Genomic DNA, 19,257 nt, shown 5'->3' on the forward strand with positions numbered 1-19,257 from the left:
ACCGTCATTTCCACCGACGTTACGAGGCAGTGGTGGTGCGGCCGCCTTTTGGCGGCCACTTGGGGTGTGCAGTCCACCCGAATGTACGCGTCGCGCGCACGAAAAATGGCGCCCGGTCCGCGCGTCGCTGCGGGTGCACGCGGACCGGGGCCGATCGAGGGACCCCATGGGGGTCAGGCGGTGGTGCTCAGTTCCTTCGACTCCGACAGGGCGTCGGTGTGCGCGTCCATCCGCTCGGCCGCGAGGATGGCCGCCGCGGTGTCGGCGCGTGAGGCGGCGACCACGAGCGCACGGCCGGCGAGGGCGTGCGCACGCCGGTGCAGCGCCGCGGGATCGCCGGCCGCCGCCGGCGTCGCCCGCAGCGGAGAGCGGCCTCCTCGGAGCCGGGCCACCTGCTCGGTGAGCCGCTCGGCCGCGGCATCCAGGTCGGCTGACGGAGTCACCCCGCGCAGCTCGTCGGTGACGGCGAGCAGCGCGGCGAGGTGGCCGGCGAGCTGGATGTCCAGTTCCTCCTCGCGCGACCGGTGGGGGAAGTCGGAGGCGGTCCCGGCCATCGTGCTGTGGACGGACCTGCGGGAAGGCCCCGTGCGGATCGGTTCGTACATGGGATGGCCTCCTGTGCGCTGACAGGAAACCATCCTAGCTTGGATTTCGTCTAAAGTTGAGCCAGGTCACGGAATGGAGTCCGTCGACTACGGTTGGCTGTGCCCGTCGGCTACGGCTGGCTGTATCCGTCCAGGAAGTTCCCGATCCGGGTGACCGCGTCCCGGAGATCGCCGACCGACGGCAGGGTCACCACCCGGAAGTGGTCCGGCTCGGGCCAGTTGAAGCCGGTGCCCTGGACGACCATGATCTTCTCCTGGCGCAGCAGGTCGAGGACCATCTGCCGGTCGTCCTTGATCTTGAAGACCTGGGGGTCGAGCCGCGGGAAGAGGTACAGCGCGCCCTTGGGGCGGACGCAGCTCACGCCCGGGATCTGCGTCAGCAGCTCGTACGCCGTGTCCACCTGCTCCTTCAGCCGGCCGCCCGGCAGCACCAGGTCGTTGATCGACTGGCGTCCGCTGAGCGCGGCGACCACCCCGTGCTGCCCCGGCATGTTGGCGCACAGCCGCATGTTCGCCAGGATCGTCAGGCCCTCGATGTAGGAGTCGGCGTGGGCGCGCGGGCCGGAGATCGCCATCCAGCCGACCCGGTAGCCGGCCACCCGGTACGCCTTCGACATGCCGTTGAAGGTGAGGGTGAGCAGGTCGGGGGCGATCTTGGCGGTCGGGGTGTGCGTGGCGCCGTCGTAGAGGATCTTGTCGTAGATCTCGTCGGAGCAGACCAGCAGGTTGTGCCGGCGGGCGATGTCGGTCAGGCCCTTCAGCATCGCCTCGTCGTACACCGCGCCCGTGGGGTTGTTCGGGTTGATGATGACGATCGCCTTGGTGCGGTCGGTGACCTTGCGCTCGACGTCGGCCAGGTCGGGCATCCAGTCGGACTGCTCGTCGCAGCGGTAGTGCACCGCCGTACCGCCGGAGAGGGAGACGGCCGCCGTCCACAGCGGGTAGTCCGGGGCCGGTACGAGGACCTCGTCGCCGTCGTCGAGGAGCCCCTGCATCGCCATCACGATCAGCTCGGAGACGCCGTTGCCGATGAAGACGTGCTCGACGTCCGTCTCGATGCCGATGGTCTGGTTGTGCATGACGACGGCGCGGCGGGCGGCCAGCAGGCCCTTGGCGTCGCCGTAGCCATGGGCGGTGGAGACGTTGCGGAGGATGTCCTCCAGGATCTCCGGGGGGCACTCGAAGCCGAAGGCGGCCGGGTTGCCGGTGTTGAGCTTGAGGATGCGGTGTCCCGCCGCCTCAAGCCGCATGGCCTCCTCGAGAACCGGGCCCCGGATCTCGTAACAGACGTTGGCGAGCTTGGTCGACTGGATCACCTGCATGTCGTGAGCTTACGGCCCGTCCGCCCCACTTGAGTCGTGTTTTCCGCCACGTGAGACACGGCGGTTTGCCCCGATATCGTCGATGGCTGTCTCAGGAGCCACTTGCGTCCCTAGAATGCTGTGCCGCTCCGCCGGTCGAGCCGGCGCGGCGGGGTCGTCAGGGGGGCTCGAGCGGGCGGCTTGGGTGCACAGCGAGGCGAGTGGGGCGGGGATGCACGGAGAGACGGGGACGGACGGCAGACGCGGACCGGGTGAAACGCCCGAGGTGCCGCCGAACGGGTACGGCACCGAGCCGGGGCAGGCGGCCCTGCCGGGCGCCGATCGCGCGCAGGCGCCCGCGCAGCTGCCGCACGCCGGTGAAGCGCCGTCGGCCTCGCCGAACGTGTACCTCCCCCAGGCGGTCTCCGCTCCGGCGTACGACGAGTACGCCGACCCGGCCGCCGCCCACGGCTGGATGACCGCCTACGACGAGACCCGTGAGCTGCCCGCACTGGCTGAGCCGACCGGGGCGGCCGGACCGACCGAGCCGACCGGGATGACCGAGCCGGTCAGCCGGTCCCGGCCGGGCGAGGGGCGTGCCGAGCGGCGGCGCGCCGAGCGGCGCACGGGCGGCCGCCGCCGGGTCGTGGCCGTTGCCGGGGCGCTGGGAGTCGCCGGCGCGGTCGCGGTGATCGCCACCATGGCGGGTGGCTCGGATTCCCCCGCCTCGGACGGTCCGGCCGGCGGCAAACACGCCGTCGTCGGCGACTCCGCCACCGCGAGCCCCGCTGCGGGCGCCGACTCCTCGGCCGGGGCCACCCCGACGGCCGGTGACAACTCGGCCTCGGCGTCCCGCTCGTCCGCCTCCCCGGCCGCGGGCGCGTCCCAGGGGAAGGCGAGCACCGGCCCGGCCACCACGGCCCCCGCCACCTCCGGCGCCTCCGCGCCCACCGCGACCACGGCCGACCCGTCCACGTCCACCTCTGGCCTCCCCGGCGGCCGGGGCCATGGCCACGGCGCCACCAAGCGCCCCCGCTGACGGCTGGACGCGTCTTCGCCGGAGCCGACGTCAGCGCTTTCGGCGTGCCCGGCGGCCCGGGTGTCCCGCAGGCGCGGCGCCCGCAGAGGGAAACCCCTATGACCTGAGCCGGCTTCTTGTTCCCGCCCCCCTCGTGCACTGAGTATGTGCATGACAAACGAAAGGGCGACCGGAGAACTCCGGTCGCCCAAGTCGTCAGAGGGGACCCCACATGAACAAGCCTCTCCTTGCCGCACTCTCCTCCGTGGCCATAGCCGGGCTGGGCGCCACACCCGCGGTCGCCGCGCCGCACACCACCGTCAAGCCCGCGGTGACCGTCACCTACGCCGGCACCGTGGCACTCAGCAACTGCTCCGGCTCTGTCATCCGCTTCCCCAACTCCGCCGACAGCGACCCCGCGCTCGTGCTCACCAACGGCCACTGCCTGGAGACCGGCTTCCCGGACCCCGGCGAGGTCATCACCGGCCAGTCCTCCAGCCGCACCTTCGGCCTGCTGAACGCCTCCGGCAGCAAGGTCGCCACCCTCCGCGCCAACCAGGTCGTCTACTCGACCATGACGGACACGGACGTCACGATCTACCGGCTGACCACTACCTACGCGCGGATCAAGAGCGCGTACGGGATCAGCCCGCTCACCGTGAACGACACCCGCCCCACCGCCGGCACCGCCATCAAGGTCGTCTCCGGATTCTGGAAGCGCACCTACAGCTGCAGCATCGACGGTTTCGCGTACCGGCTGAAGGAGGGCGACTGGACCTGGAAGGACTCGGTCCGCTACACCTCCGCGTGCAACACCATCGGCGGCACCTCGGGCTCCCCGGTGATCGACACCACCACCGGCAAGGTCGTCGCCGTCAACAACACCGGCAACGAGGACGGCGAGACCTGCACGGAGAACAACCCGTGCGAGGTGGACGAGAGCGGCAACGTCACCATCCACCAGGGCATCAACTACGCCGAGGAGACCTACCAGATCCCCGCCTGCTTCACCACGGGCAACAAGCTGGACCTCGGCGCGGCCGGCTGCACCCTGCCCAAGCCCTAGCGGGCGCTCGTACGACGCACCGCCCGCCCCGCGAGCACATCCGTCCGCTTCCCGTCCTCGATGACGAACCGGCCGTCGACCAGGACGTACGGGATGCCGGTCGGCAGCGCGCGGGGCTCGGCGAAGGTCGCTCCCGGCGCCACCGTCTCCGGATCGAACAGCACCAGGTCGGCCCGGTGACCCTCGCGCACCAGCCCCCGGTCCGGCAGCCGCAGCCGGGCCGCGGGCCGCGACGTGAGATGGGCGACGCACTCCTCCAGCGACAGGATCCCCAACTCCCGTACGTAGTGGCCGAGATAGCGCGGGAAGGTGCCGTAGGCGCGCGGGTGCGGCTTGTCGCCCCGCAGAATGCCGTCGGAGCCGCTGGTGTGGGTGCGGTGCCGCATGATCGTGCGGACGTTGTCCTCGTGGCCGACGTGCTGGAGGACCGTCGTACCGAGCCGGTCCTCGACCAGCAGCCGGCGGGCGGTGTCCCACGGGGCTTCGCCACACAGCTCGGCCGCCTCCCGGACGGTACGGCCCACGAGTCGGCCGAGCGCGGGATCGGTGACCCCGTCGGTGACACCGGAGATCTCGATCGTCTCCCACTCCACGGGCACGCCATGGCAGCCGTCCGAGCCGGTCACCTCCAGGTCGTGCCGGATCCGCGCGGCCGCCGCCGGGTCGGTGAGCCGCGCCAGGATCTCCTCCGGGCCGCCCTCGCTCGCCCAGCTCGGCAGCAGCGCGGCCAGGGTGGTGCAGCCGGGGGTGTAGGGATAGGTGTCGAGGGTGATGTCCGCACCGGCGTCCAGGGCCCGGTCGAGCAGGGCCAGCAGCTCGGGCGCCCGGCCCTCGTTCACGCCGAAGTTCATCGTCGCGTGGGCCAGATGCAGCGGACACCCGGCCTCCCGGGTCAGGGCGACCATCTCGGCGTAGGCCTCCAGGGCGCCGGCGCCGTAGGAACGGTGGTGCGGGCAGTAGTAGCCGCCGTACGACGCCACCACCCGGCACAGCTCGGTCAGTTCGGCGTCCGGGGCGTACATGCCGGGCGTGTACGTCAGCCCGGAGGACAGCCCGACCGCGCCCTGCTCCATCCCCTCCGCGACCAACTGCCGCATCCGGTCCAGCTCTTCGGGCGTCGCCGCCCGGTCCTCCCAGCCGACGACGAGCGCTCGGACCGTGCCCTGCGGGACGAGATAGGCGGCGTTGACGGCGATCCCGCGATCCAGCCGGTCCAGGTACTCGCCGACCGACCGCCAGTCGAAGTCGATGTCGTCGCCGTACCCGTTCCACCCGGTGATCGCCCGCCGCACCTCCTGGAGCGTGCGGTCGTCGACGGGCGCGTACGACAGCCCGTCCTGTCCGAGGACCTCCAGCGTGACCCCCTGCGCGGCCTTCGCGCTGTGGTCGGGGTCGCGCAGCAGGGCGAGGTCGGAGTGGGCGTGCATGTCGATGAAGCCGGGGGAGAGGACCAGGCCCTCCGCGTCCAGCTCCCGCATGGCGCGCGGGCGCTGGCAGCCGGCCGCGGCGGCCTCCTTGACGATTCCGACGATCCGGCCGCCGTCGATCACCACATCGGCCCGGTACGACGGTTCGCCGCTGCCGTCCACGACGTCGGCGTCCCGGATGACCAGGTCCTCCATACCAGGCCCCCCTGATGTCCTCTAGAAGAAGGTGCGGATGTAGTCGACGACCGTCCCGTCGGCCTCGGCCACCGGGATCAGCTGCCACTTGTCGAACGACGTGCACGGGTGGGACAGCCCGAGCCCGAGCCAGTCGCCGACCTCGACGTCCGCGCCGGGGTCGGTGCGCAGCCAGGCGTGCTGGTCGGACAGGCCGGTCACGGTGATCCCGGTGGCCGGGCGCTCGACACCGTTCCGGCGCACCACCTGGGCGGTGGGCAGGTCCAGGTCGTAGGCCGCGTCCCGCTTGCCCGCGTTGGCGAAGGCCTGCTCCGGGGTCGGCCGGGAGACGACCTGTGCCCACAGCCGGAACGCGGGCTCCAGGGCACCCTCCTCCGGGACCCGGGTGAAGGGGGTGAGCCTGCGGTAGTGCCCCTCGTCGTGCGAGACGTACGCCCCCGAGCGCAGCAGTTTCAGCACGGGGAGGGAGAGCTCGGGGATCTCCTCGAACACCTCGGCCACCGCGTCGAACCAGGCACTGCCGCCCGCGCTCACCACGATCTCCTCCGCGCCCTTGAGGAGTCCGGCCCCATCGAGGCCGGCGACGAGCGCCACCAGCCGCCGCAGATACGCCCGCACCCGCGCCGGATCGGCCTGCGGCACCTCGCCCTCGTAACCGGCGACGCCCACGAGCCGCAGCGTCCGCGCACGGGCCACGGCATCGGCGACGGCCCGGGCCTCGGCCTCCGTCCGTACGCCGGTCCGCGCACCGTCACCCGCACCCAGCTCGACCACCACGTCGACGGGCCGGGCGGAGCCCCTGAGCGCGGTGTCCATCAATTCCACACCGCGCACGGAGTCGACGTAGCAGACGAACCGGAAGCCGGGGTCGGCGGCCAGCTCGCCGGCGATCCAGCGCAGTGCCGGGACATCGACCAGCTCGTTGGCGAGAAAGACCCGCTGGACGCCGAACGCCCGGGCCACCCGCACCTGGTGGGGCACCGCCAGCGTGATGCCCCAGGCGCCGTGCTCGATCTGGCGGTGGAAGAGCTGCGGGGCCATGGAGGTCTTGCCGTGCGGGGCGAAGGCGAGGCCGTGCCGGGCGGCGTACGTCTCCATGAGCGCGAGGTTGTGTTCCAGGCGCTCGGCGGACAGCGCGAGGACGGGCGTGGTGAAGCCGTCGGCCTCGGCGAAGAGGTTGCGGCGCTGGGCGGCCAGCTCACCGACGGTGAGGCCGTCGGCGTCCGGCGGGAGGCCCTTGAAGCGGTGGTCGACGCGTTCCTCGGCCAGCCGGGCGAGCGCTTCGCTGCTGCTCATGGAGCCCCTCTCCACCGTTGCGCTCTCTGCAACGGCCATTGCACATTTTGCTAACTGGTGTCTAGCATCTCGCCGACACCGGGTCAACGGAGCCGCCACCCCGGACATCGGACAGGAGTCATCATCAACGACGCTGCTTACGCCGTCGAGGTCGTGGCGCTCGGCGAGTCCATGGTCACCTTCCTGCCCCGGCGGCCGGGCCGCCTAGCGGACGTGCCCTCCTTCGACCGCGCGATCGGCGGCGCCGAGTCCAACGTGGCCTGCGTACTGGCCGCCGCCGGGCACACCGCCCGCTGGGTCGGCCGGGTCGGCGCGGACGGCTTCGGCGACCACCTGGTGGAGCGCATCGCCGGGTACGGCGTCGACGTCTCGTCCGTGTCCCGGGACCCGGCCCGCCCGACCGGCGTCTACTTCCGCACGGCCGGCGACCGGAGCACGGGCGCGCACGAGGTCGCGTACTACCGGGCGGGTTCGGCGGCGTCGGCGATGTCGGTGGCCAACGTGGATCTGCCGGCGGTGCGGGCGGGGCGGGTGCTGCACCTTTCGGGCATCACGGCGGCGCTGTCCCAGGAGTGCGGAGCCTTGATGCAGACGCTGACGGCTGCCCGCCCGGGGCGCCCGTTGCTGTCCTTCGACGTGAACCACCGCCCGGCCCTGTGGCGGAGCCCCGAGGGGCCGCGCGTGCTGCTCGACCTGGCCCGCCGAGCGGACATCGTCTTCGTCGGCGAGGACGAGGCGGAGCAGGCCTGGGGCATCACCGGCGGGCCGGAGGCGATCCGAGCGGCACTTCCGGAGCCGGGGGTGCTGGTGGTGAAGCAGGGCGAGAAGGGCGCGACGGCGTTCGAACGGCGCCGGCCCACCGCAACCCCGGCCCCCTTCGAACCCGCCCTCCGCGTGGACGTCGTAGCAACCACCGGCGCCGGAGACGCCTTCGCCGCCGGCTTCCTCTCCGGCACCCTCCGCGACCTCCCCCTGCGCAGCCGCCTCCGGCTCGGCCACCTCTTCGCCGCGGCGGCCCTCACCACACCCGGCGACCTGGCCACACCCCCCACCCGGCAGCACGCCGACCGCCTGACCGCCCTGGACGCCACCGCATGGGGGAGACTTCGACTCGCCCCCGGCTGGACGCAGGCCGAGCGGGCGACGGAGGAGGCGAACACCCCATGAGTCAGACCGTAGACCGCGCCCTGAGCATCCTGCCGCTCCTCGCGGAGGGCCCCGCAGACCTCGGCCAGGTCGCCGACCGACTGGGCGTACACAAATCCACGGCCCTCCGCCTCCTGCGCACCCTGCACGAGCACGGCCTGGTCTACCGCCAGTCCGACCAGCGCTACCGCCTCGGCGCCCGCCTCTTCGCCCTCGCCCAGGAGGCGATGGAGAACCTCGACGTCCGCGAGATCGCCCACCCCCACCTCGTGCGCCTCAACGAGGCCTGCGGGCACACCGTGCACCTCGCCGTGTACGAGGAGGGCGAGGTCCTCTACATCGACAAGGTGGACAGCCGCTACCCGGTCCGCATGTACTCGCGGATCGGCAAGCCCGTCGCCATCACCGTCGCGGCCGTGGCCAAACTCCTCCTCGCCGACCTGCCCGAACCCGAGCGCCGCGCCCTCGCGGACAAGCTCGAATACCCCCTGTACACGCCCCGTTCGACCCCCAACGCACCAGCTTTCCTGCGGGAGTTGGAGAAGGTCCGCGAACAGGGCTGGGCCACCGACCTCGGTGGCCACGAGGAGTCCATCAACTGCGTCGCCGCCCCCATCCGCGGCGCCGACGGCCGCGTGGTCGCCGCGATGTCGGTGTCCGCGCCGAACGTGGTCGTCACCGCCGAGGAACTCCTCACGCTGCTCCCGCAGGTCCGCCGTACCGCGGACGCGATCAGCGGCGAGTACTCCGGAAGAACGCCGGTGTCGGGCCCCACAACGCCGGTGTCGGACCCCACGAAGGACCCCGAATGACCGAGACGAAGGACCCCACCGTATGACCGACAAGATCGCGCTGACCCCGAAGACCCACACCACCCCGCCCGCGAAGTTCTCCCACGGCGTGAAGAAGGGCAACATCCTCCAGGTCGCCGGCCAGGTCGGCTTCCTGCCCGCCGAGGAGGGCAAGCCCCCGACACCGGCCGGTCCCACCCTGCGTGAGCAGACCCTCCAGACCCTCGCCAACGTCAAGGCGATCCTCGAAGAGGGCGGCGCGGGCTGGGACGACGTGATGATGATCCGCGTCTACCTCACCGACGTGGACCACTTCGCCGAGATGAACGAGATCTACAACACCTACTTCGAGGAGCAGGGCCTCACCCAGCCGCCCGCCGCCCGGACCACGGTCTACGTCGGTCTCCCGGCCGGCCTCCTCATCGAGATCGACGCGCTCGCCGTACTCGGCTGAGCCCTGACGATCCCTCACCGCCCGCACGTCCCTTCACGGTACGGCGGCCCCCACCCCCGGGCCGCCGCGCGGCGATCCCCTGCCCGACCTGCTCCTCCTCGTCGACGGCACGCCCGGCCTCCTCACGGTCGCGGCCCTCGGCATAGCCTTGTTGCTGTTCCTGATCATCAAGGCCCGGCTGCAGCCCTTCGTGGCGCTCGTGGCCGTCTCCACAGCCGTGGGCCTGCTGGCCGGCCTTTCGGTCACCGAGCTCTTCGGTACCGTCCAGCGTTCCGACGCCGTCTCCACCATCGAGTCCGGCATGGGCGGCATCCTCGGCCACGTCGCGATCATCATCGGCCTCGGTACGATGCTCGGCGCGATCCTGGAGGTCAGCGGCGGAGCGGAGGTGCTCGCGGCCCGCCTGCCGGCCCTGTTCGGCGAGCGCCGTGCCCCCTGGCGATGGGCCTGACGGGCCTGATCTTCAGCATCCCGGTCTTCTTCGACGTGGGCATCTTCGTGCTGGCCCCGCTCGTCTACGCGGCGGCCAAGCGCGGCGGCAAGTCCATCCTGCTCTACTGCCTCCCCCTGCTGGCCGGCCTCTCGATGACCCACGCCTTCCTGCCCCCGCACCCGGGCCCGGTCGCCGCCGCGGGCCTCCTCCACGTCCAGCTCGGCTGGATCATCCTCATGGGCGTCGTCTGCGGCATCCCGGCCGTACTGGCCGCCTGGGCGTACTCCGCCTGGCGGGCGGTCGTGACCGAACAGCGCGCCCAGGGCGTGGCACCCCAGGAGCATCCGGTCCCGCTCGCCACGGTCACTCCGAGCCCTTCGTGGCCCTGGTCCTCACGGCTGTGTCGGCCGGCTCCATCTTCGCCTCGCACGTCAGCGACGGCGCCCGCGCGCGGAGCGCGCTGATGGATGCAGCTGGATGGTGGCCAAGTACTTCGGCATCAGCGAACGGGACACGCTGCGCACCTGGACGGTTCGCGGTGGCGGCGATGGTGAGTGTGTTCGTATGAACGTGACGTAAGTGAAACCGGGGATGAGCGGGCTGACTGGTTCCGGCACAGGGAAGTCGTCCATACTGCCGCCGTGGAGCAGCGCACAGGAGCGAGCAGCAAGCCGTCCGAGGCCGAGCCGTTGAAGGCCGGTCCTGTGACGGGCGCCGGTTTCGACCCGGCGTTCATCCCCGGAATCACGGTTCCGGCGCAGGCCAAGCCCGGCGAGCCGGAGGACGCGGAGGCGTCGGCGGAGCCGGAGGAGCTGGAGGCGTCGGCGGAGCCGGAGGACTCGAAGGCGCCCGAGGAGACAGCGGCGACCGGGAAGGCCGGGACGACCGGTACGACCGAGGAAGTCACGGAGTCCGCGGACGACGACGGTCCGGACGACGGCCCGGCCTTCGAGGCCTCCGACCGCAGGGCGAAGATCGTGGCCGACCGCAAGGGCGTACGCCTCCGGCTGGACGAGGAGGCCTGCGAGTTCCGCTGGGACGAGATCGCGGCGGTCGAGACGGAGTCCCCCCGCTTCGGCAAGCGCTACACGATCACCGTGCACACCCCTGACCGTCGCTGGTACCCGATCGAGATCGAGGCGGCGGCCAGGGCGCGCTTCAAGGAGTGGGACGAGCAGTTGGACGCGGTGCTGGACGCGTACTTCGAGGACGCCGAGGAGTCCCCTTCAGGGAGTCGATGAAGGGGGCGCGGCTCGGGTACCGACCCTGATGCGCAGTGCTGCTTCGTGAATCTGGGTGATGTGAGCTGACGGCGGCGTGGCCGGAGTTGCTCGTCGGCGAGTGAACAAGTGGCCGTTGGGCCTGACCGGTACCGGGCCCCTGGGTCGGCTGTGTGCGTCCCGTCGGTGAGGGGCGCGGTCGCGTCTCGCATGCACGCCGGGTGGGTTCGGCGGGGATTTGCCGGCCGCGTCCCCAGCGTGCGAGGAAGCCCGGGCACCGCTGAGGGCCCGGGCGTCGTCGCTGGGCGAAGCTCATGTCACGGCAGCGCGTGCACATGTGCTCCCACCGCGTTCGACCATGCGTTGCCCGCCGACGCGTCCCAGTTCGTCGACCAGGTCATCGCGCCCCGCAGGTCCGGGTAGGTCTTGGACGGCTTGAAGGTGCCGCAGTTGGTGCCGGCCGTCAGGCAGTCCAGGGCGTTGTCGACCACCGTGGGGGAGACATAGCCGCTGCCCGCCGCGCTGGTCGAGGCCGGGAGGCCGAGGCCCACCTGGGACGGGGCCAGGCCGCCCTGGAGCTGGATGCAGGCGAGGGCGGTGAGGAAGTCCACCGAGCCCTGGCTGTAGACCTTGCCGTCGCAGCCCAGCATGGAACCGCTGTTGTAGTACTGCATGTTGACTACCGTGAGGATGTCCTTCACGTTCAGGGCCGTCTGGAAGTAGGCGTTCGACGTGGACTGCATGTCGATCGTCTGCGGGGCCATCGTGATGACCAGGGACGAGCCGGCCTTTGCCGACAGGGCGCGGAGCGCCTGGGTCATGTACGTCGCGTTGAGGCCGTTCTCCAGGTCGATGTCCACGCCGTCGAAGCCGTACGTCTGCATGAGGGAGTAGACGGAGTTCGCGAAGTTCGTCGCCGACGCCGAGTCGTTGATCGACACCGTGCCGTTCTGGCCGCCGATCGAGATGATGACCTTCTTGCCGGCCGCCTGCTTGGTCTTGATGTCCGCCTTGAACTGGTCGACGGTGTAGCCGCCCAGGCCGGACGAGTCCAGGTTGAAGGTCACCGCACCCGGCGTCGACGTCGCGTCCGCGAAGGCCACCGCGATGATGTCGTAGGAGGAGGGGACGTCCGACAGCTTCTGGACCTTCGCGCCGTTGTTGAAGTTCTGCCAGTAGCCGGTCACCGCGTGCTTGGGCACGGAGCCGCCGCCGCTGCCGCCGGAGGCCGTCATGGCCGTCACCGACGCCGACCTCGCCGACTCGCCCGCCGCGTTCGTCGCCGTCACCTGGAAGGAGTACGAGGTCGAGGGCGTCAGGCCCGTCACCGTCGCCGACGTTCCCGTCACCGCCGTCACCTTCGTTCCGTCGCGGTAGACGTTGTAGCCCGTCGCGCCCGAGACCGGGGACCAGGACAGCGAGACGGAGGAGGATGTCGTACCGGAGACCGCCACGCCGGTGGGCGCGGCCGGGACCGTCGGGGTCGGGTCGCCGCCTCCGCCGCCGTCGGGGCCGTAGACCGAGACGTCGTCGGCGTAGTAGGCCGCCTGGCCGTACCAGCCGTGCGTGTAGATCGTGACCGAGGTCGTCGACGCGCCCGTGGTGAAGGTCGTGGACAGCTGTTTCCAGGCGGATGTGTCCGGCGTCCATGTGGACACGTCCGTCGTGCCCGTGCCCGTCACGCCCAGGAAGGAGTAGCCGCCCTGGACCCATGCGCCGAGCGTGTACGTCGAGTTGGGCTTGACCGCGACCGTCTGGGTGCACTGGGCGTCGTCCTGGCCGGCCGGGGTCGCCTTCAGTGCGGAGGAACCGGAGTGGACCGGGGAGGAGACCGTCGTGCCGCTGGCCGCCGTACACGTCCAGTTGGACAGGCCCGACTCGAAGCCGGCGTTCTTGACGTTGTTCACGTCCGCCGCTGAGGCCGGGCCTGCGGCCACGGTGAGGCCCGCCACGGAGAGGGCCAGGGCCGTGGTGGCGGACCACAGGGTGATTCGCCGTCCGCGGGGTCTGGGTATGCCTGGTGCATGGTCCACTGGGGCCTCCGGTGGGGAATGGAGTCGGAGAAGAGGGAGCCTCGGGGGGCGGAAAGGGGGAGGGGGAGAGATGTGGTCGCCGCCGTCGGGCATACAAGTTGGTCCAGACCAATCGGGGTGTCAAGAGGTCCAGACCAAATCGGCTTCCGGATCGACGCGCAAGCTGTCCGGATTTGGCGGGAGTTGTGACCAGAGAGTTCCATGCGAGCTTCACAAACGCTGTTCTCCGGTCATACGGCCGTGGATACAGTGCTCACATAGTCACGCAGTGAAGTCGTCCCGGTGGACGGGAGTTACCTCCGTGGGCCGGCGAGTGTGAAGAGCGGGGAGCTGCGCGTGCCAACTGCCATTGCCGTGACCAGTGCCGACATGGCACTGCCGGCGCAGGACGAACGGACCATGCCGCCCGTCGTGCTCGGCGGCCTCGACCAGCGGCCCCTGGACCACGCGCTCACCGAACTCCACACCCTGACCGAGCAGTACGGGTATGTGGTCGTCGTCTGCTCGGCGGCCACTCCGGAGCCCGTCGTACGACGGCTGCACACCCTGCGCTCACTGCTGGAGAGCGATCGCATCGCCCTCTTCCGGCCGGAGCTGCCCCCGCTGGGCATCGCCGTGCTCGCCCGGCAGCTCCGGCAGCTCGCCTCCTGCGATCTGAGCCCGGGCGTGCTCGCCTCCGCCGGGCGGCTGCTCACCCACTACATCCACGCCGGGGCCGTGCTCGGCTCGGTCGCCAGGCTGGACCGGGTGCCGGTCGGGCTGAAGGCGCACGCCAAGTCCTGGGTGCCCGGCAGCCAGTTCGCCGTGCTCGCGCATCCGGAGCCCCAGCTCGTGCGCATAGGGCCCGGTGTCACGCTCAAAGGGCCCGAGTTCAACACCTGGATGCTCGTCGCCAAGGGGCAGACACAGGGTGACTGGGTCGCCGGACTCGCCGGGCAGTGGAGTGTGCACGGGCTGCGCGAGGTCCCGCTGCCCGCCGAGTCCCCGGTGTGGTGGGGCACCGGCCGCATGACCGAGTTCTGCAGCTACCTCGCCGACCTGTCCGTTCTCTACCAACTCGTCACATCGGTACGGCAGACCGCCTGTCACTGGTGCGGACTGGACGTCATCGGCGACCGCTGTGTCTTCTGCTCCGCCACCCCGCCCGCCTACGAACCCGCCGCGCCCCGCGCCCTGGAACAGCGCACGCCCGCCTGACCCCGCCCCGTACGTCCCCAGTCCGCTCGACCGATTCCCCCAATGAGGTTGCACGGTTCATGAACTCCCGTCAGCGCCGCGGCGTGATACTCCTGATCCTGTCGGTCCTGTGCGCTCTCGGCGCGTTCGCCGGCGTGCTCTCCGTCGTCCACAACGTCAATTCCAAGGTCGGACCGGAGGTCACCGCCTATCGAGTGCGGTCCGATGTGAAGCCGTACACCGCCCTGGACGCCGGTCAGTTCGAGAAGATCGAGATGCCCAAGCGGTGGCTGTCGGACAACGCGGTCACGGATCTGCGGCAGATCCAGGGCAAGATCGCCGTCACCACCCTGCGCAAGGGCTCCCTGCTCCAGACCGACATGGTCGTCGACCAGCCCGCCCTCCAGCCCGGACAGCAGGAGGTCGCCATCATGATCGACGCGGCGACCGGTGTGGCGGGGAAGATCACCCCCGGATCGCACGTCAACGTGTACGCCACCTTCTCCGGAAAGAAGGAAGGCGACCCGGACCAGTCGAAGATCATCGTCACCGACGCCCGGGTCCTCGACGTCGGCCAGATCACCGCCCTCGACCCGGACCAGAGCAAGAACCAGCAGCAGCCCAGCGAGGCCGTCCCCATCACCTTCGCGCTGTCCACCCTCGACGCCCAGCGCATCACCTACGCCGAGTCCTTCGCCCAGCGCGTCCGGCTCGCACTGGTGGCGCCCGGCAGCGAGACCAGCGTCCCGGACAAGGACCGCACCTACGAACTCGCGACGGACAAGTGAGAGGCGGCCCGCATGCCTACCAGGATCCTCCCGGCGGGAGCCGACCCGGACGCCGTACGCTCCCTGACCACCCTGCTCAGCCAGCTCCCCGACGCCGAACCCCAGCCGCCGGTCGGTGACTCCACCCAGCTCGTCGACACCCTCGCCCACCTCGCCGCCGAGTCCGTGGACGAACTCCCGGAAGTCGTCGTCGTGCACGAGCGGATCGGCCCGGTCCCGGCCCTGGAGCTGATCCGCGAGGTCGCGCTCCGTTTCCCCGCCGTCGGCGTCATCCTCGTCACCACCGACGCCGGCCCCGGTCTGTTCTCCGCCGCCATGGACTCCGGCGCCCGTGGCCTGGTCGCGCTCCCGCTGTCGTACGAGGAACTCGCCAGCCGGGTCCAGGCCGTCGCCCAGTGGTCGACCGGGGTACGGCGTCACCTCGGCCACGGCGCCTCCGACATGCTCGGCGGGGTCGGCGGCACGGTCGTCACGGTCAGCGGCGCGAAGGGGGGCGTGGGTGCCACCCTGGCGGCGATCCAGCTGGCCCTCGCCGCGCAGGCCTCCGGGCGGGCGACGGCCCTGGTCGACCTGGATCTGCAGACCGGGGACATCGCCTCCTACCTGGACATCCAGTTCCGCCGGTCCGTGGCCGACCTGGCCGCGATCACCGACATCTCGCCGCGGGTCCTCGCCGACGCCGTCTTCCGCCACGACACCGGGCTCGCCCTGCTCCTCGCGCCCGGCGAGGGTGAACGCGGCGAGGAGGTCACCGACCGCGCCGCCCGCCAGATCGTCAGCGCCCTGCGCTCCCGCTACGAGGTGGTCGTCGTCGACTGCGGCGCCCAGTTGAGCGGGGCAGGTGCGGCGGTGGTGGAGATGGCCGACATCGCGCTGCTGGTCACCACCCCGGACGTCATCGCCGTCCGCGCCGCCAAGCGGACCGTACGGATGTGGGACCGGCTGCAGATCCGCAAGGCCGAGGAGACGACCGTGGTCGTCAACCGGCACACGCGCAGTACGGAGATCCAGCCCGCGCTCGTGCAGCGCATCACCGGGACGGCGCTGGCGCGTACGGCGATTCCCGCCAATTTCAAGGAACTTCAGGCCGTTGTCGACGCCGGCCGGGTCCATGAGCTCGACAGCAAGAGCACGGTGAAGCAGGCGTTGTGGGGGCTCGCGGGGGAGCTGGGGCTGGTGCGGGCGGCCGAGGGGTCTGCGGGCCATCGGGGGAGCGGGCGTGGTCCGGGCGGGTTCCGGCGGCGGAAGGAGTGAGTGCTCCATGAGAAGGCGGGGCGGGGATCAGGGGCAGGTGAGCATCGAGTTCCTCGGGATGACGCCGCTGATCGTCCTGACGTTGGTGCTCGTGTGGCAGGCCGTGCTCGTGGGGTACACCTTCACGCTTGCCGGGAATGCTGCCGACGAGGCGGTGCGGGCGGGGACGGCTGCGGCGCCGGGGGGCGCGAGGGACGCGGCCTGCTCGACGGCGGGGCTCAAGCATCTGTCGGCGGCCTGGAGGGGGAGCGCGAAGGTGTCCTGTGGCGGCAGCGGCTATGTGACGGCCGACGTCAGGCTGCACGTCCCCGTCCTCTTCCCCGGTCTGATCGACTTCCCGGCCACGGTGACCGGCCACGCCGGTGCCGTCGAGGAGGTGAAGGGCTGAGATGTCGTACCGGCGCGGACGGCGGGACAGGGGCCAAGTCGCCATCGAGTACCTCGGGTTCATCCCGGTTCTGCTGATCGTGGCCATGGCCGGCATCCAGATCGGGGCCATTGCCTACGCCGCCGAGCAGGCCGGTACGGCGGCCCGGGCGGGGGCGCGGGCGGCCTCTCTGCGGCAGGACGCCCAGCAGGCGTGCTCCGAGGCCGTCAGCGGCGCACTCAGCGTGAGGTGCGGCGAGGAACCAGGAGATGCCTCGGTGACCGTCACCGCCACGGTGAAGATCCCGAAGGTCATCTGGGACTTCGGCGACGCCACCAAGTCCGCCACCATGCCGCTCGACCACTGAGCAAGGAGGTGCCGACATGAGCCTGCGCGCACGCATCAGCACTCCGGAGGAGCACGGCAGCCGGGGCGAGGACGGGCATCTCGTCGCCTCCTACCGGGCCAAGCTGCTGGAGGAGATCGACCTCGCGGAGATGAGTTCGCTCGCGGCGGCCGAACGCCGGGCGCGCCTTGAGCGGGTGCTCGGGCACATCATCAGCCGTGAGGGCCCGGTGCTGTCGACGGTCGAGCGCTCGCAGCTGATCCGCCGGGTGGTGGACGAGGCGCTGGGCCTCGGCATCCTGGAGCCCCTCCTCGAAGACGCGTCGATCACCGAGATCATGGTGAACGGCCCCGACGCGATCTTCGTCGAGCGAGGCGGCCGCGTCGAGCAGTTGCCCTTGCGGTTCGTCTCCGCCGACCAGTTGATGCAGACCATCGAGCGGATCGTGTCCACCGTCAACCGCCGGGTGGACGAGTCGAACCCGATGGTGGACGCCCGCCTGCCCTCCGGCGAGCGCGTCAACGTGATCATCCCGCCGCTGTCGCTGACCGGCCCGATCCTCACCATCCGCCGCTTCCCGCGCTCCTTCACCCTCCAGGAGCTGATCTCCTTCGGCTCGCTGGACGAGCACATGGTCTATCTGCTGGCCGGGCTGGTGCAGGCGAAGTTCAACATCATCGTCTCGGGCGCCACGGGTACGGGAAAGACGACCTTGCTGAATGCGCTGTCGGGCCTGATCCCGTCCCACGAACGCATCATCACCATCGAGGACTCCGCCGAGCTCCAGCTCCAGCAGACGCACGTGGTCCGGCTGGAGTCACGGCCGCCGAACGTCGAGGGCAAGGGCCAGGTCACCATCCGCGACCTCGTCCGCAACTCCCTCCGCATGCGCCCGGACCGGATCGTGGTCGGTGAGGTCCGCGGCGGCGAGTCCCTCGACATGCTCCAGGCGATGTCCACCGGCCACGACGGATCGCTGGCGACCGTGCACGCGAACAGCGCCGAGGACGCGCTCACCCGGCTGCAGACCCTCGCCTCCATGTCCGACGTCGAGGTCCCCTTCGTAGCCCTCCACGACCAGATCAACAGCGCGGTCGACGTCATCGTCCAACTCACCCGGTTCGCCGACGGCGCCCGCCGGATCACCGAGATCGCGCTCCTCGACAGCCACGGCGGGGAGCCGTACCGGATCGCGACCGTGGCCCGGTTCGACGCCCAGCCCATGACCCCCGACGGCCGCGTGTACGGCAGCTTCCAGTACTTCCCGCTGCCCCGCCGTACCGCCGACCGCCTCTACATGGCGAGCCAGCCCATCCCGCAGGCCTTCGGAGTCGCCCACTCCGTGGACCAGCTCGCCACCCGAGAAGCCAGGTAGGCCCCCCATGGAACTCCACACCCTCGTCCAGCTCACCACCGGAGTGACGCTGCTGACCTGTGTCCTGGCGGTGGCCGGCGTGCACGCCTACGCCTCGGGCCGGGCCCAGCGGGCGGCCCTCGTGGACCGGCTCACCCACACCGGCCCGGTCCCGGCGAGCGGCCGCACGCGCCGCTTCCGCGACCTGGACCGGCGACTGCGCCGCACCCGCCTCGGCCGCTGGCTGGAACTGCGCCTGGCGGCGACCGGACTGGACGTCACCCCGGGCGAGTTCTTCGTCTACATGCTCGCCACGGTCGCCGCGCTCTGGCTGATCGGCCAGGCCACCCTGGCCCCCTTCTTCGGGCCGCTCGCCGGCCTCCTCGGCATCTGGGCGGCGGTGCAGTTCCTCAACTGGCAGCGGCAGAAACGCATCGAGCGCTTCATCAACCAACTCCCCGAACTCGCCCGCATCCTGGCCAACGCCACCCAGGCGGGCCTCGCCCTGCGCACCGCGATCGGCATGGCGGCGGAGGAACTGGAGGCCCCGGCCGGCGAGGAACTGGCCAAGGTCTCCGACCAGTTGGCCATCGGCCAGTCCCTCGACGACGCGCTCGGCGAGCTGGCGGACCGGCTGCCGTCCCGGGAGTTGGTCGTCCTCGTCACGACCCTGGTCCTGTCCAACCGGGCGGGCGGCCAGGTGGTGTCGGCCCTGCGGAACCTGACCGAGACCCTGGAGGAACGCAAGGAGACCCGGCGTGAGATCCGCACCCAGCTCTCCCAGGTGACCATGACGTCGTACGCCGTCCCCGTCCTCGGCGTCGGCGCGCTCTTCCTCATGAACGCCGTGAAGGACGGCGCGCTGGCCCGCATGACCGGCTCACCGGTCGGCCAGGCCTGCGTGCTGATCGCCTTCGCGATGTACGCCGTCGGATTCGTCCTCATCCGGCGCCTGAGCCGGATCGACGTGTGAGGGGAGGGTCGGCC

18 protein-coding genes and 1 pseudogene are annotated in these 19,257 nt (G+C 71.0%); 14 read left to right on the top strand and 5 right to left on the bottom strand.

The window, feature by feature from the left end:
• Positions 1–173: 173 nt before the first annotated feature.
• Both ACZ418_RS06665 and ACZ418_RS06670 read right to left on the bottom strand, forming a co-directional pair.
• Entirely contained in the window at positions 174–605 is a 432-nt protein-coding gene (locus ACZ418_RS06665) for an SCO4983 family protein (RefSeq protein ID WP_468357909.1), read from the bottom strand.
• A 110-nt stretch (positions 606–715) separates the two neighbouring features.
• Positions 716–1,927 carry a pyridoxal phosphate-dependent aminotransferase gene (locus tag ACZ418_RS06670; protein ID WP_468357912.1) on the bottom strand — a complete coding sequence of 404 codons (1,212 nt, stop codon included), beginning with the start codon at positions 1,925–1,927 and terminating at the stop codon, positions 716–718.
• Positions 1,928–2,138: 211 nt separating this feature from the next.
• Here ACZ418_RS06670 and ACZ418_RS06675 point away from each other — a divergent pair, with 211 nt between their 5' ends.
• Positions 2,139–2,945, top strand: a complete 807-nt coding sequence (locus ACZ418_RS06675) for a hypothetical protein (protein ID WP_468357915.1) — start codon at positions 2,139–2,141, stop codon at positions 2,943–2,945.
• A gap of 211 nt (positions 2,946–3,156) precedes the next feature.
• Positions 3,157–3,990, top strand: a complete 834-nt coding sequence (locus ACZ418_RS06680) for a trypsin-like serine peptidase (protein ID WP_468357918.1) — start codon at positions 3,157–3,159, stop codon at positions 3,988–3,990.
• On the opposite strand, the gene ACZ418_RS06685 is transcribed toward ACZ418_RS06680, so the two are convergent.
• Positions 3,987–5,612 (bottom strand): N-acyl-D-amino-acid deacylase family protein, encoded by a 1,626-nt coding sequence (locus ACZ418_RS06685; protein ID WP_468357921.1) that lies wholly within the window; start codon positions 5,610–5,612, stop codon positions 3,987–3,989. The two genes, ACZ418_RS06680 and ACZ418_RS06685, sit on opposite strands and share 4 nt — an antisense overlap.
• Before the next feature lie 21 nt (positions 5,613–5,633).
• The gene (locus ACZ418_RS06690; protein ID WP_468357924.1) at positions 5,634–6,908 is read right to left on the bottom strand and encodes an amino acid deaminase; all 1,275 of its coding nucleotides are present in this window, start codon (positions 6,906–6,908) and stop codon (positions 5,634–5,636) included.
• A gap of 120 nt (positions 6,909–7,028) precedes the next feature.
• Between ACZ418_RS06690 and ACZ418_RS06695 the strand changes: the two genes are divergently transcribed.
• The 5 genes and pseudogenes from ACZ418_RS06695 (at position 7,029) to ACZ418_RS06715 (ending at position 10,973) form a co-directional block, all read left to right on the top strand.
• The gene (locus ACZ418_RS06695) at positions 7,029–8,075 is read left to right on the top strand and encodes a sugar kinase (protein WP_468358898.1); all 1,047 of its coding nucleotides are present in this window, start codon (positions 7,029–7,031) and stop codon (positions 8,073–8,075) included.
• Positions 8,072–8,866: an IclR family transcriptional regulator gene (locus tag ACZ418_RS06700; RefSeq protein ID WP_468357927.1), complete on the top strand. Its 795-nt coding sequence runs from the start codon at positions 8,072–8,074 to the stop codon at positions 8,864–8,866. The genes ACZ418_RS06695 and ACZ418_RS06700 overlap by 4 nt, the downstream gene beginning before the upstream one ends.
• A gap of 22 nt (positions 8,867–8,888) precedes the next feature.
• A complete protein-coding gene (locus ACZ418_RS06705; RefSeq protein ID WP_468357930.1) occupies positions 8,889–9,299 on the top strand; it encodes a RidA family protein in 411 nt (136 codons plus the stop codon).
• Between the two features lie 79 nt (positions 9,300–9,378).
• Positions 9,379–10,097: pseudogene (locus ACZ418_RS06710) on the top strand (GntP family permease); the annotation flags it as partial.
• A 276-nt stretch (positions 10,098–10,373) separates the two neighbouring features.
• A complete protein-coding gene (locus ACZ418_RS06715) occupies positions 10,374–10,973 on the top strand; it encodes a hypothetical protein (RefSeq protein WP_468357933.1) in 600 nt (199 codons plus the stop codon).
• Positions 10,974–11,269: 296 nt separating this feature from the next.
• Here ACZ418_RS06715 and ACZ418_RS06720 read toward each other — a convergent pair whose 3' ends face one another.
• Positions 11,270–12,985, bottom strand: a complete 1,716-nt coding sequence (locus ACZ418_RS06720) for a chitinase (protein ID WP_468357936.1) — start codon at positions 12,983–12,985, stop codon at positions 11,270–11,272.
• 315 nt (positions 12,986–13,300) lie between these two features.
• On the opposite strand from ACZ418_RS06720, the gene ACZ418_RS06725 reads away from it, so the two are divergent.
• From ACZ418_RS06725 to ACZ418_RS06755, 7 genes are read left to right on the top strand one after another with little or no spacing between them, the layout of a single operon-like run.
• The gene (locus ACZ418_RS06725; RefSeq protein ID WP_468358901.1) at positions 13,301–14,182 is read left to right on the top strand and encodes a hypothetical protein; all 882 of its coding nucleotides are present in this window, start codon (positions 13,301–13,303) and stop codon (positions 14,180–14,182) included.
• 59 nt (positions 14,183–14,241) lie between these two features.
• Positions 14,242–14,949 (top strand): Flp pilus assembly protein CpaB, encoded by a 708-nt coding sequence (gene cpaB, locus ACZ418_RS06730; RefSeq protein ID WP_468357939.1) that lies wholly within the window; start codon positions 14,242–14,244, stop codon positions 14,947–14,949.
• Positions 14,950–14,961: 12 nt separating this feature from the next.
• The gene (locus ACZ418_RS06735) at positions 14,962–16,203 is read left to right on the top strand and encodes an AAA family ATPase (protein ID WP_468357942.1); all 1,242 of its coding nucleotides are present in this window, start codon (positions 14,962–14,964) and stop codon (positions 16,201–16,203) included.
• A 7-nt stretch (positions 16,204–16,210) separates the two neighbouring features.
• Entirely contained in the window at positions 16,211–16,591 is a 381-nt protein-coding gene (locus ACZ418_RS06740) for a TadE/TadG family type IV pilus assembly protein (RefSeq protein WP_468357945.1), read from the top strand.
• Between the two features lies 1 nt (position 16,592).
• A complete protein-coding gene (locus tag ACZ418_RS06745) occupies positions 16,593–16,937 on the top strand; it encodes a TadE/TadG family type IV pilus assembly protein (RefSeq protein ID WP_468357948.1) in 345 nt (114 codons plus the stop codon).
• Positions 16,938–16,953: 16 nt separating this feature from the next.
• The gene (locus ACZ418_RS06750) at positions 16,954–18,291 is read left to right on the top strand and encodes a CpaF family protein (protein WP_468357951.1); all 1,338 of its coding nucleotides are present in this window, start codon (positions 16,954–16,956) and stop codon (positions 18,289–18,291) included.
• Positions 18,292–18,298: 7 nt separating this feature from the next.
• The gene (locus tag ACZ418_RS06755) at positions 18,299–19,243 is read left to right on the top strand and encodes a type II secretion system F family protein (protein ID WP_468357954.1); all 945 of its coding nucleotides are present in this window, start codon (positions 18,299–18,301) and stop codon (positions 19,241–19,243) included.
• Positions 19,244–19,257 lie beyond the last annotated feature (14 nt).

It is taken from the genome of Streptomyces sp. NPDC030820 (assembly GCF_055572075.1).